At 59.6% G+C, this 13,365-nt stretch carries 9 protein-coding genes; 4 read left to right on the top strand and 5 right to left on the bottom strand.

The window, feature by feature from the left end; genetic code table 11:
- Positions 1 to 776: 776 nt before the first annotated feature.
- Positions 777 to 953, bottom strand: coding sequence for a hypothetical protein (locus BLM14_RS31290; protein ID WP_157929592.1), 177 nt, complete (start codon positions 951 to 953; stop codon positions 777 to 779).
- Positions 954 to 1,231: 278 nt separating this feature from the next.
- On the opposite strand from BLM14_RS31290, the gene BLM14_RS23520 reads away from it, so the two are divergent.
- The 4 genes from BLM14_RS23520 (at position 1,232) to BLM14_RS23505 (ending at position 10,035) form a co-directional block, all read left to right on the top strand.
- A complete protein-coding gene (locus BLM14_RS23520; RefSeq protein ID WP_100002295.1) occupies positions 1,232 to 2,710 on the top strand; it encodes an FAD-binding oxidoreductase in 1,479 nt (492 codons plus the stop codon).
- A gap of 1 nt (position 2,711) precedes the next feature.
- On the top strand, positions 2,712 to 6,044 hold the full coding sequence (locus tag BLM14_RS23515) for an AAA family ATPase (protein WP_100002294.1): 3,333 nt from the start codon (positions 2,712 to 2,714) through the stop codon (positions 6,042 to 6,044).
- 304 nt (positions 6,045 to 6,348) lie between these two features.
- On the top strand, positions 6,349 to 8,010 hold the full coding sequence (locus BLM14_RS23510; RefSeq protein WP_100002893.1) for an ABC transporter substrate-binding protein: 1,662 nt from the start codon (positions 6,349 to 6,351) through the stop codon (positions 8,008 to 8,010).
- 306 nt (positions 8,011 to 8,316) lie between these two features.
- Positions 8,317 to 10,035 (top strand): adenylate/guanylate cyclase domain-containing protein, encoded by a 1,719-nt coding sequence (locus BLM14_RS23505; RefSeq protein WP_100002293.1) that lies wholly within the window; start codon positions 8,317 to 8,319, stop codon positions 10,033 to 10,035.
- A gap of 116 nt (positions 10,036 to 10,151) precedes the next feature.
- On the opposite strand, the gene BLM14_RS23500 is transcribed toward BLM14_RS23505, so the two are convergent.
- From BLM14_RS23500 to BLM14_RS23485, 4 genes are all read right to left on the bottom strand, one after another.
- Complete coding sequence (locus BLM14_RS23500) at positions 10,152 to 10,388, bottom strand: adenylate/guanylate cyclase domain-containing protein (RefSeq protein WP_100002292.1); 237 nt, start codon at positions 10,386 to 10,388, stop codon at positions 10,152 to 10,154.
- A 412-nt stretch (positions 10,389 to 10,800) separates the two neighbouring features.
- Positions 10,801 to 11,778 (bottom strand): L,D-transpeptidase family protein, encoded by a 978-nt coding sequence (locus BLM14_RS23495; protein ID WP_100002291.1) that lies wholly within the window; start codon positions 11,776 to 11,778, stop codon positions 10,801 to 10,803.
- A 601-nt stretch (positions 11,779 to 12,379) separates the two neighbouring features.
- Complete coding sequence (locus BLM14_RS23490; RefSeq protein WP_100002290.1) at positions 12,380 to 12,859, bottom strand: SRPBCC family protein; 480 nt, start codon at positions 12,857 to 12,859, stop codon at positions 12,380 to 12,382.
- Complete coding sequence (locus BLM14_RS23485; protein WP_100002289.1) at positions 12,843 to 13,199, bottom strand: ArsR/SmtB family transcription factor; 357 nt, start codon at positions 13,197 to 13,199, stop codon at positions 12,843 to 12,845. The genes BLM14_RS23490 and BLM14_RS23485 overlap by 17 nt, the downstream gene beginning before the upstream one ends.
- Positions 13,200 to 13,365 lie beyond the last annotated feature (166 nt).

Below are 13,365 nucleotides of genomic sequence, written 5' to 3'. Positions count from 1 at the left end.
CCTGGGAGAACGGATTTTGACCGAGGATGCCGCCCAGGGCGACGAACCGCGGCGGGGATCATTTCTGTCCGCTTTCATGAAAGGCTGTGCGTTACGACGCCGGACGTTCGACGGATGCGTTGTGCGCCCGGGCAGCCAGTGATGCACGTTATTCGCCTGATCGGCGGTTTTAGACGCAGGTGCAGTCGCGGATGCTAGCAATCCAATTTTCATTTGTACAATATCGGAAGTCATGGATAAACGGTCAGTTGAAAATGCCGATAATAGGAAATCGGGAAGGCAGGGGGCGACGAAAGTCTGGAAATGCAGGGAAATGGGGCCTCCGGGCGGCGGCAGAGATTCACTATGGCATCGATCGCTGTTCAGCCGGGATAAGCTACGGCTGCTTCGCTCAACTTGTGAATTTATAGTCAGACAAGATGAAGCTAACTCGCAGTTAAGTGCTGCGTGGAAAGAAATGTTAACGTAAACAACGTGTTAAAGTATCCAGATTTCGCTCATTGAAATTTCAAGCCGGGGTAAGCGGACCAGGAGCCACATCCGGGAAGGATTCTTTCAGGCCGCGCGGCGACGATCTTGGGCAGGTGCGGGCCTAGCCCTTATTAGGCACGGCAGCCTTTGCCTTCTCGTGCACGGCAACTTGCTTCGCGCGGAACTTCGCGATGCGCTCGATCAATTTTACCGGTATGGGCTGAGAGAGCGGGAAACGGATCGTGCCCTTGTCGTTGAGTTCGTAAGGGGCAAGGGCGTCTTTGAATGCCGCGACAAGCTGCTCGTTAGCGCGGTAGAGCGAAGGAGTGCATCTTCCACCCGGCGAAATAGAGCACGGCGCCGCCACGCAGTTTGTATGCGGGTATCTGGTACGAGATCACTTCTTCGGCGGCGGCCTTGCGGATGGTGCCCCGCACACGCTCGGGCATGCCCTGCGCGGCCACGGGCGCGCGGCGACCCATCACAACCGTCTTCCCGTAAAACATTGTGAAAGTCGCGTTTGGGCACAGCGGGCTTGCGGATTGCGAAGGTGCTTTATTTCATGATTTGTAAGAATCGCCTCAACGCCCTTTCGGTGCTAAAGTAGAGTTCATCAAAACGATCAACGAGATTCCGGGGGCCATCGCAGCAAGGCATCGGAATCGATGGGGGGAAGGACCCAAGTCGCGGGCGGCGGCAATCTCCGATACCGTATCCTTTCCAACCGCCGCACCCATCGGACTATCAGGGAGGCGGTTCCATGACCGAAATTCAGTTCAGCGGGCTCCAGGGCGGAAAGATCGCCCTTTCAAACGACATCCTGACGGCGTTGCAGACACAGCTCCGCGGCAGCTTATGTCTGCCGGACGAAGCCGGTTACGATGAGGCGCGGACAATCTGGAACGCCATGATCGACCGGCGGCCGGCCGCCGTTGTGCGCTGCCGCGGCGCAGGCGACGTGATGCGGGCCGTGCGCCTTGCCCACGACAACGGGCTCCTCCTAGCCGTGCGCGGCGGTGGCCACAACATTTCGGGCAACGCCGTCTGCGAGGGCGGCCTTCTGATCGACCTGTCGCTGATGCGCTCCGTTCACGTCGATCCGAAGGGGCGCACCGCACGGGTGGAGCCCGGCGTGACGCTCGGAGAGTTCGACAAAGAGGCGCAAACGTTCGGTCTTGCCACGCCGCTCGGTATCAACTCGACGACCGGGGTGGCTGGCCTCGCCCTCGGCGGCGGCTTCGGTTGGCTCAGCCGCAAATTCGGATTCACGGTGGACAATCTGATCTCGGCCGACGTGGTAACCGCCGACGGCGCGCTCGTTCAGGCGAGCGCAACGGAGAACCCAGACCTGTTCTGGGCTATCCGCGGTGGTGGCGGCAATTTCGGCGTGGTGACGTCGTTCGAGTTCAAATTGCATCCGGTCGGTCCCGATCTGGTCTCGGGGCTGATAGTCCATCCGTTTGCCCGGGCGCGTGAACTCCTTGCCGGATATCGCGAGGTGGCGGCGGCCGCTCCCGACGATCTTACCATCTGGGTGGTACTGCGTAAGGCACCGCCTTTGCCGTTCCTGCCAGCCGAGGTGCACGGCAAGGACATCCTGGTCTTCGCCGTCTGCTATGCCGGTGAGCCGGGTGAAGCGGATGGCGCGCTTGCGCCGCTACGCGCACTCGGCGAGCCGATCGCCGACGTGATCGGTGTGCAGCCCTACGCGGCCTGGCAGACGGCATTCGATCCGCTGCTCACGCCGGGGGCATTCAACTACTGGAAGTCGCACAATTTCACAGCTCTTAGCGATGGCCTGTTCGACACGCTGATCGATTATGTCGGCACGTTGCCGACCGCGGAATGCGAGATCTTCATCGGCCAGATCGGCGGTGCCAGCAGCCGTGTGGCCGCCGACGCAACCGCCTATCCGCATCGCGAGGCCAAGTTCGTGATGAACGTGCACACAAGGTGGCGCGAGCGCGGTGACGAGCAAGCCTCCATCGATTGGGCGCGAGGGCTGTTTGCGGCGACCGCCCCGCACGCGACGGGGGGTGTCTACGTCAATTTCATGCCGGAGGATGAGACGGACAGGGTGGCGCAGGCCTATGGCAGCAACTATGCGCGGCTGGAGGCGCTCAAGACCAAATACGACCCTGACAACCTGTTCCGTCTGAACCAGAACGTCCAGCCAATAAGCACAGCGGGCCAAGGCAGCGGAAGGCGTTCAAGTATCGAGGAGCCCGTACGGAGGTAACTTGGACATCGGGCTATGGCTGCGCGCGCTTGGCCTGCAATCCTACGAGCAGGCTTTTCGCGACAACGGGGTCGACCTCGACGTCTTACCCCGCTTGACGGCTGCCGACCTGAAGGAGATCGGCGTTTCGGCGGTTGGCCACCGGAGGAAAATTCTTGACGCGGTTGGCGACCTTACGGCGGCGCGGCTGGAGGCCGCAGATCAAAAGCCTCCCGATCGAGCCGAGCGGCGACAGCTCACGGTCATGTTTTGTGATCTCGTCGGTTCGACGGCGCTGTCTGCCAGGCTTGACCCGGAAGATATGCAGGAACTGCTGCAGGTCTACCATGCGCGGGTCGGCGATCTCGTCAGCAAATACGGCGGCTTTGTCGCCAAGTATATGGGCGATGGTGCGCTCATCTACTTCGGGTATCCCCAAGCCCATGAGGACGACGCCGAACGGGCCGTGCACGCGGGGCTCACCCTCGTCGCAGGCATTTCAGAACTGAAGGTCGACGGCGACCGCCTCAATGCACGCGTTGGCATTGCCACTGGCCTTGTCGTTGTGGGCGATCTTCTTGGGGTGGGCGAAGCGCAGGAGCGCGGGATAGCCGGCGAGACGCCCAACCTTGCAGCCCGGCTGCAGGAACTGGCCGAGGCTGGCGCAGTGGTCATCGCCTACAATACGCGACGGCTTGTCGGCGGCCTGTTCGAGCTCGCCCCACTAGCACCGTGCTCACTTAAGGGCTTCGCCGAACCAGTGGGGGCCTGGCGAGTGACCGGCGTGGGAAAGGCCGAGAGCCGATTTGAAGCGCTTCACGGCACACGGGTCACTCCGCTCGTCGGCCGCGATGAGGAACTGGATCTTATATTGTCGCGCTGGCGGCAGATAAAGGAGGGAAGCGGGCACGTCGCCCTCATTTCAGGCGAGCCCGGCATTGGCAAGTCGAGGTTGGTGCTTGCGCTGCGCGAACGTCTCCGGGGAGAGTCCAAGACTTCGCTCCGCTATGCTTGCTCGCCACATCACGTCAACAGCGCGCTCTTCCCCTTCATAACCCAAATCGAGCGGGCGGCAGGGTTCGCGCCGGATGATGCCTGGGAGGCCCGCCTCGATAAACTTGCATCCCTACTGGAGACGACATCGGCCGAGCCCCATGCGGTAGCGCTGTTTGCCGATCTGCTTGGCATCCCGATCAGCTCAGGGGATTCGCTTGCGGCGATGTCATCTCTGCAAAAGAAAGGGCTTCTCTTCCGGGCCTTTCTCGCACAGCTTGAGGGTCTCGCGGTGCGCGGTCCGGTGCTGGTGGTGCTGGAGGACACGCACTGGCTCGATCCGACGTCACGCGAGTTCTTCGACCAGATGGTCGAGCGCCTTCAGCGGCTGCCGGTGCTCCTCATCGCGACGTTCCGGCCGGAGCTGCCGCCGCCCTGGATCGGCTTTCCGCATGTCACGCTAATCACATTGAACCGGCTGGCGGAGGCTCAGGCGCGCTCGCTGGTGGAACGGGTGGCTGGTGGTAAAGCGCTGCCCGCGGAAGTGCTCGATCAAATTCTGGCACGGACGGAGGGCGTACCGCTTTTCACGGAGGAACTGACCAAGGCTGTGCTTGAGTCCGGATTGCTCAAGGACGCAGGCGACCGCTATGTTCTCGATGGGCCACTCCCGCCGCTGGCGATACCCGTGACCCTGCATGACTCGCTGATGGCCCGCCTCGATCGGCTCTCCTCGGTAAAGGAGGTTGCACAGATCGGCGCATGCATTGGCCGCGAGTTCGACCACGAGCTGCTTGCTGCCGTAGTTCCGCTGCCGGACGGCGATCTTGCGGCGGCGCTGGAACGGCTCGTCGCCGCGGAGCTCGTCTTTCGTCGTGGCATTCCGCCGGCGACAACGTACATCTTCAAGCATGCATTGGTGCGTGACGCCGCCTATCAGAGCCTGCTCCGGAAGCGTCGCCAGGAGTTGCATGCGAAGGTCGCCACCGCGATTGAGACAGACTTTCCCCAAACGCTCGAAGCGCGGCCTGAGCTGGTTGCCTTGCATTTCGATGAGGCGGGGCTCTTCGAGAAGGCGGTTGGATACTGGCTGCTGGCCGGCGTGCTAGCGGCCGGCCGCTCGGCTAACGTGGAAGCAATCGCGCATCTGCGATCTGGGCTCGCGAGCCTCGCAGCGCTTCCTCCCGCCGAGCCTCGTTCAAGGTTGGAGTTGTCCCTCCTACTGGCGCTCGGCGGCCCGCTCCTGGCCACGAAGGGGTACGCCGCACGCGAGGCAGAAGCGGTTTATAAACGGGCTCAGGAGTTGAGCCGCGAGCTTAACAACGACGCGGATCTCTTCACCGCGATAAGAGGGCTTGGATACGTCTATCACGTGCGCGCCAATCTCCACGAAGCGACACAACTGGTCGATGAAGCGGTCGACCTGGCGCACCGGACCGACAACCCAGCGTTTCTCGTCGAGGCCTACCATTTCGCCGGGGCACTGACGTTCCATCTCGGCAAGTTCCAGGCCGCCCGCGATTGGCATCAGCAAAGCTTGGAGGCCGGCGCCTGTCACGGCCATTTCCATTCAGAGGTCTACGGCATCAATATCGGCGCCTTCTGCCGCGTCTATACAGCCCACTGCGATTGGCATCTTGGCAATCCCGACTGCGCACTGCAGACCGCCGAGGACGGGCTTGCGCTCGCGCGGGAAGGCGCGCGCCCCTTCAGTATCGCGCTCGCGCTCGCTTACCTTGCGATGCTGCATCAGTTCCGACGTGAGCCGGAGGCGGCACTCACAATCGCCGAGGAAGCCCGCAGCCTCTGCCTGGAATATCGATTCGATTATTACGGGGCGTGGAGCGCGCTTGTGCGGGCCTGGGCTATCACGGCCCAGGGTCCCGTTGAGGAAGGGCTCGCGGCCTATGACGCGGCGCTGAAGGAATTCGCAGAAACCGGCGCCGGGCTGCGGATGCCGCACTACTTGGGCCTGCTTGCCGCCATTCAGCGTAAGGCAGGGCGACGTGCCGCCGGGTTCAAAATCGTAGCCGAAGCGACTCAGATCGCTGAGAGAACTCTGGAGAGCTGGTGCAATGCCGAACTCGAACGCGAGCGCGGCGAACTGCTGCTGCTCGATCCTTCCGACGACGCTCGCGAAGAGGCCGAAGCCGCCTTCAAGCGAGCGATCGACATCGCCGCCAATCAGGGCGCGAAGATGCTTGAACTGCGGGCCAGCGCTGCGCTCGCCCGGCTTTGGGCCGAGCATAACCGACGCAAGGAGGCTTTTGATGTTCTCGCGCCGATCTATGAATGGTTTACGCAGGGCTTTGACACGCCCGACCTTTTGCGGGCTCGTAGGCTGCTTGCCAACCTGCGATAGTCGGAGGATCGCGTTAGGAGGGGTAATGCGCGAGCGATGAGCAAAGACGAGGATCATAGCGCTGGAAGGGGGTAACCCCCTCTATTTTGGTTGGCTCTGTGCAATCCGCGCTCGCCTCGCCACCAATCCATATTAGACCAGCGGCCGAAAGCCGCTTGGGGAGATTGGACCACCGATCAGATGCCGTCAAAGACAAGTGGAGGAAACGGCTCGTGTCGGTTACGAGCGGACAGACAGCACGGCGACCAAGGCGCTGGTGAAATATTTCGTCCGGCAAAAACCACAACACAAGGGAGCTGAAGCCATGAAGCACCACAAGATTCTCGACATTCTTCGGTGTGGCAGAACTGATCTCGAAATCCATCTGATCGACGGTCTCGTGGACGGCAGGGTAAGCCGCCGCGAATTTATTCGTCACGGCAGCCTGCTTGGCTTGTCGCTGCCCTTCCTCGGAAGCGTTGGCTTTGCGGCCGGGGTTGGCGGCATGCCCAGCCTGGCCCGCGCGCAGGGCGCTCCGGGCGCAACCATCCGCGTGGCAAACAGCGTGCCCGCCGCGGCGATAGATCCAGTCAGCGTTGCCGATTCCGGCGGTCTTTTGATGTTGCAACAGGTCGGTGAATTTCTTTGCCTTGATGGTCCTGATCTTGTTTTGAAGCCGATGCTCGCCCAGAGTTGGAAACCGAACGACAAGGGTGATGTCTGGACCTTCACCTTGCGCAAAGGGGTTAAGTTCCATAGTGGCGCCGAGATGAAGGCCGACGATGTGGTGGCCAGCATTGACCGGCTGGCGGACCCAGCCAATTCGTCCAACGCATTGTCCGTTTTCACCGGTTATCTGCAGAAGGGTGCAACGCGGAAGATTGACGACTATACAGTCGAATTCCATCTCGATGCGCCCAACGGCAACTTCCCGTACATGCTATCGTCCGACAATTACAATGCGATTATCATTCCCGCTGACTACAAGGGCGATTTTGAAAAGAACTTCAATGCGACCGGACCATTCAAGCTTGAGAAGTATACGCCGAAAGTAGGAGCTTCATTCGTCAGGAACGATGACTACTGGGGCGATAAGGCTCTGCCGGATCGGACGGAGTTCACCTTCTTCGGTGATATCCAGCCGATGATCCTGGCGCTTCAGGGCAGGCAGGTGGATGTCATCACCCAGCTACCGGCTTCGGCAGGTGTGGGCCTGCTCAACGATCCCAATGTCGAAATTATCAGCCTCAAATCGGTGGCGCACCAGCAGGTGCACATGCGTACCGATACGGATTCCTTCAAGGATCCGCGCGTGCGCCGCGCTATTGCGCTCAGCATCGACCGGAACAAACTGCAGAAGGGATTGATGCGCGGGCACGCGTCGCTTGGCAATGACAGCCCCTTTGCTCCAGTCTACCCGTCTACGGATGCGAGCGTTGCGCAGCGGCAGCAGGACTTGACACAGGCCAACCAGTTGATGGAGGCTGCAGGCGTCGTAAAAGGCTTCAAGGTTACGCTGACAACGGAACGCTTTCTGGAAATTCCGGAATATGCGGTCCTTATCCAGAACGCGGTCAAGGAAATCGGGATCGATCTCGAGCTAAGCATTCTTGATCAGGGCGCCTATTACGGCGATGCCGTCTTCGGCAAATCGAACTGGCTCGACTCCGTGATGGGCATCACTGCCTATGGTCATCGGGGGGTTCCCAATGTCCTTCTATCGGCGCCGCTGAAGAGTGATGGGACCTGGAATTCGGCACGATTCAAAAATTCGGAATATGACCAATTGGTCTCAAGCTACATCGCTGCGCTCGACCTCGAAAGTCAAAAACAGACTGCGGGCAAGATCCAGCGCCTGCTTCTGGAAGAAACGCCGGTCATCTTCGGGTATTTCTACGATTATTTGTCGGCAACTGCGAAGGGGGTTACCGGCGTGCATCCAACGGCCATATCGCAGAATTATCTCGACCGTGCGTCGAAAGCTTAAATAATACGGCATCCCGCGACATCCAGCTTCTTTTATCGAAGCTGATCGCTAGATTGTCGGTCGCCAAGTCCCGCTGTCGGCTGCGAATGCCTCGCGCCAGTAGCGCTGCCCTCCGTCATGACCGTAGCGACGGCATCGGGTTCGTCGTACGGGATGTGGAGGCTCAAGGCGGATGTTCGCACCGCGCGGATCTCTATGCAGCAGACTCGCAATGAGCTACACTGCTGCACTGCCTGAGACAACGGGCTTGCCTACGGGCAAGATGATCTAATCGGAAGATTGATCTCGCCGTTAAGGAGTTTCGCCATGCAGCGCAGAATGGCTGCCCTGATGGTCGGCGACATCGTCGGCTACTCGGGAATGATGGAGCGAGCCGAGGAGCAAACAGCGGAACGCTTGGCAAGCTGTCAGGCCCTCATTTCGGAAAAAGTCGGTTTGCTCGACGGCCGCGTTTTCAAGACAGTCGGCGATGGAGCACTTGCCGAGTTCCCAAGCGCCGTGAACGCAGTGCGCAGCGCGTTCGAGATCCGGAGTGCGCTTGCCGGTGTGCAGGAACCTGCGAGTGAGCCGCTGAGGATGCGGTTTGGTCTCCATATTGCGGATGTCGTGGTGCAGGGAGATGATCTGGTCGGAGACGGCGTCAACCTCGCATCGCGTATTCAGGCAGCAGCCGAACCAGACTCGATCTATGTGAGTGGTGCGCTCTTCGATCATGTCCGCCGTAATTCTGCATTCATATTCGACGATATTGGTGAGCGAACATTCAAGAACATTTCAGAGTCGGTGCACCTCTATCGGGTCCGCGGAGAGATCGGAGCGCATCGGCTGCAATCGGCGCCGACGCAACTGCTCATCACGAAGGAACGGCGGCCGTCATCTGTTGCGGTGCTCCCGTTCCGAGTTTCAGGGTCCGATGAGAACCAACGCTACCTCGCCGAGGGCCTCACCGAGGAGCTGATTGTCGAACTGGGGCGGTTTCACCGTCTTTCGGTCAGTTCGCGGAGTGCGAGTTTCGCGGTTGCGGACTCCCACCCGGATCCGGTGAGAGTCGGCGAGGTGCTTGGCGTTCGATATGTGCTTGAGGGACAGGTGCGCAAGATCGGAGAGCGGGTCTCGATCAGCTTCATGCTCTCGGAAACCGACCAAGGAGCGGTGATTTGGAGCGACAAGATCCAGCGATCGTTCGAGGAAATCTTCGCCCTGGTTGACGAGACCGCTGCGAAGATCGCCGCAACCGTGTCAGGACGGATGGAGAACGCGGCCATGATTGCGGCGCGGCGAAAGCCGCCAGAAAACATGACCGCCTTCGACTACCTGCTGCGCGGGCTCGACCATCACCGCCTCGGCGGCGTCACCGACGAGAATGCACGCCAGGCCGTCGGCTGGCTTACAAAGGCGATCGAGGCCGATCCGAACTACGCGGCCGCCTATGCGTGGAGAATCTGCGCAGCGTCATGGTTGTCGGATTTCGACTACGAGCAAGGTCGACGGGACATTCGTCGCGCGCTCGAGCTTGATCCCTGCGATGCTGAGGCAAACAGGATTATGGGCGTACTCGAACTCATGGTCGGCAACTTTGACGAAGCCCTGGCACACCACGTCAAGGCAATGGCCTTAAATCCGACGGATGCTTACATCAAGGCAAGATGCGCGGCGACGTATAATTTCGTCGGCGAAGCCGAGCGTTCGTTGTCCTTGCTCGACGAAGCCGAAATGCTAGACCCATTCCTTCCTGTGTGGTGCGTCGAGGAACGGGGCGTGGCCCTCTATGCGCTGGGCCGCTACGCCGAATCCGTCGAATCTCTCGGTAAACTCACGTTTCAGACCATTCGATCGCGCCTCTATCGGGCAGCTGCGCTTGGGGCACTTAATCGAGCCGACGAAGCCAGTCGAATGGTCCGAGAAGCTGTCGGCGGCAAGCCAGATCTCACCGCCTCGGACTTCATTAGTCGTGAGTATTATCGCGATCGGGAGAAGGCCCAGGGGCTAGGCCGTGCGTTAATAATAGCAGGTTTGCCGCCATAAGATCACTGAGCGGCCAATGACAATTCGCTGACCGAATCATTCGGTTGTTGCGTTGTACTCAAACCTAAGACTGCGCCTGTTCGTGTGGACCGCTGCACACGCGAATTCCAATTGACCTATAAGGAGCGCCAAGGCGCGTCTACAGCGGAATTGAACACCACGAGTGCACCGTCGCCCATCAATTTTAAGAGACGACCGCCATGGGAGGAAATTGTCGGGTTGAATATGGCGGATTGAAGCCGTTTGATAGAACCGAGCGTATCCGTTTCGTCTATCTCAATCAGACGAGAGTATCCGACGATATCTGTGGCCATAATCGCGGCAAGCCGCCGTTCGATGCGATCTTTCGCCATCCCTTCTCCCCAATTTCGAGAGACTTTAGATTAGGCACTATTAATGTATGGAGCGCTGGAACCCGATGCCAACCAGCTTCCGCTCAATCTCGACTAGGGTCAACCGGAATGGCTTTGACCCAAAATTCGGATACTCCATGACTGACGCTAGCGGTTTGAAATCAATCTAAATCGGAACACTGCATGAAAGCTACAGCGAATACCCTTGACGAATTTGAGGGCGATCTCTCCATGGAAATCATCACGCCACCGCTTTAGAATCGCAGAAAAAGAACGGTGGCGAGAGATCAATCCCGGGCTCTGGGATATCGGCGCTGAGCTTGCCCGCTATGCCGATGTTCTGAGTATATGTACTATGAAAATCGCATAATGGCTTGTGTGGAACTCGATCGGAACACGGCGGCCGATACCTTTAGTTGATGAACCGGACAACGACGCCCGGCTTCACCATTCCAGCTAGCTCCTCGGCGTCCCAGTTCGTCAGGCGAACGCAGCCATGCGACCCGACTTTGTTGATAAGCTCGGGATCAGGCGTTCCATGAATGCCGTAGGTTGGCTCGGTTAGATCGATCCAGACACTTCCGACCGGCCCATTGGGGCCCTTGGGGATGGTGAGGACCTTGTCGTTCTTCCCTTGCTTAAAGTTGACCTTTGGGTTGTACCTAAAGACGGGCATCCGCGCGACGCCCTTCACCTTGTGCGTACCCCCTGGAGAAGGATTGTCCTCGCTGCCAACCGTCGCGGGATACGCCGCTAGAATGACATCACGATTATCGTAAGCCGTGACTAGCCCAGCCGTCTTGTCGGCTTCGATGCGGGCCACCTTTCCTTGGCGCGGGGGACCCGGCATCGCTACCTGGACTGTCTCCCCAGGGACGAAATCCGAACTTGGATTAAGTGCAGTCAGCAGGTCGATATGCATGTGGAAACGCTCTGAAAGCTTTTCGGCGAGGCTGGTGTAACCCAAGCTGGGCATCTTCGCCTTTGCGCCGTAGTCTGCGGGAATATGGTCCACCAGGCCTTTCGCGTCGTCGGCCGTGACCGTGTAGGTGCCGATAATCGGGCCACCCGTCTCCAGCCTGCTGATTACTTCGGGGTCGATTGTGCCGTCCGGGGGCATCCCCGTCATCTTTTCGAAACTGGCCACCGCCTTGGTAACGTTCGTTCCATCAATGCCGTCGATTACGCCCGGCGATGTACCCGCGCGGTCGAGGAGAACCTGGAGGCGGACGATCGCAGGATCGGGATCCGCTGATGGTTTGGAAGCGCGCTCCGCCGGGATGGTGGACAGGGATGCAGAATTGATCGCGTCCGGTTTGACCTCTGCGGCTTCAGCGACGATGACGGAAACGATCAGAAAGAACGTGGGCATTCCAACAAATGTTTTCATGTTCGCTCAAATGGAGTTGCGATGAAGATGTTCCGAAAATAATTGTTCTTCTGTGGTTGCCGCCCGTTGTAAGAAGTCTTTTGCGTGAACGTGTGATCAAGTACGCTCTTGTGTGAGGGCTTTGATTGCGGCATTTCGAGAGACCGCTAGTGGTGGGGTGATCCGCGGATTGGATCCAGATCTTGTTCGCGAGCTCTGAGCTCCAAGATCTGTTCTGGTTTTCACTGTCCGGATCGGTTCGATCCCGTGCCCGTTCAGGTCATCGACTTCTCGCATCTCTCACGGGCGAAAATCATTAATATGAATCTCTATCGTCAGGTCCGTGCTTCGAAAATCGCATAATGTCTCGACTGGAACTGCACACTCGAAACCCTTCAACGTGGTTCGTTATGACAGCTTTTGGCCCTAAGCGGACTCTTGTTCGGTGCTGCCGGCAACATTGCGCCCATACTGGCGTGCAGATCACGATAGCGGCGGCCCGAAAGACATCGTGCGTGGCCATCCTGTTCCCCAAGGTGTGACTTGACGATCCAGCACATCTCGATCTGCAGGCCGCCTCGGCCATCGCAACGGGCGCGAGTGGCACCGAGGGGCCAAGGACTCAGCCGTCCAGCCAGGCGGCGAGGCCGTCAAGCGTCTGTAGCCCGTATTCCACCGCGCCGAAGCCGATGACCACCCGCCGCCGCTCGCGGCTAGGATGGAGTTGGCGCATGGTCAGCACCGTCTTGCCGTCGGACTGCTCATCGAAGGTCACTGTGGTGCGGAAACGGTCGGGGTCGTTGGGCTCGGGCGTGCCGTAGTCGATCACGATCCGCTCGTTCGGCACGATCTCCAAAAAGCGCATGAGATTGGGGAAGCGCTGCTCCCGACCCTCGAACAGGCCCACCATGTCGAACCGCCAGACCCCGCCCTCGCGGATATCGGCTTCGTGGGTCTCGATGCTGAGGCCGGTCGGACCGTACCATTCGGCAAGCGCCTTTGGGTCCATCCAGGCCGCGAAGACCTTGTCGCGTGGGTGCTTGAGCAGCTTCACCAGCACGATTTCGCGGTCGAGCGCCCATGTCTCAAACAGGTTTGCCATTTCCTTCACCATCCTCTTTCGTTTTGTCCAAGTAGACTTCCAACTGATCCAACCGCTCGGCCCAGCGCCGACGCTCCGCTTCCATCCAGTCCGCCGCCTCGTCGAATCGCGCCTGCACCAGCTTGCACCAGCGGCTGCGCCCGCGTTTCTCGCTGACGATCAGCCCGCAATCCTCCAGCACCTTGAGATGCTGGGCGAAGGAGGGCAGCGCCATGTCGAAAGGCTCGGCGAGGGCGCTGACCGGCACCTCGCCCTCGGCCAGCCGCGACAACACCGCGCGGCGGGTCGGGTCGCTGAGGGCGTGAAAGGCAAGGTCGAGGGGGGTCGAATGGTAAGGCATGTGCCTTAGTAAAGTAATCAAGCAAGACTGTCAAGATAAGAAGGTACTTGCCTTAGTATCCAGTCCACTACGGGCGGTTGTCTAATCCTCTCAAGGAGGACCCCAGTGCCGGTCAGCGCTGCGTGCTGTGCTGTTGACCGCTACTGGCGCAAAGCGGACAGGTCGA

The organism is Phyllobacterium zundukense (genome assembly GCF_002764115.1).
Lineage (GTDB): Bacteria > Pseudomonadota > Alphaproteobacteria > Rhizobiales > Rhizobiaceae > Phyllobacterium > Phyllobacterium zundukense.
Note: the sequence above shows the minus strand (reverse complement) of the source record. Positions and strands in the feature narration are given on the sequence as shown.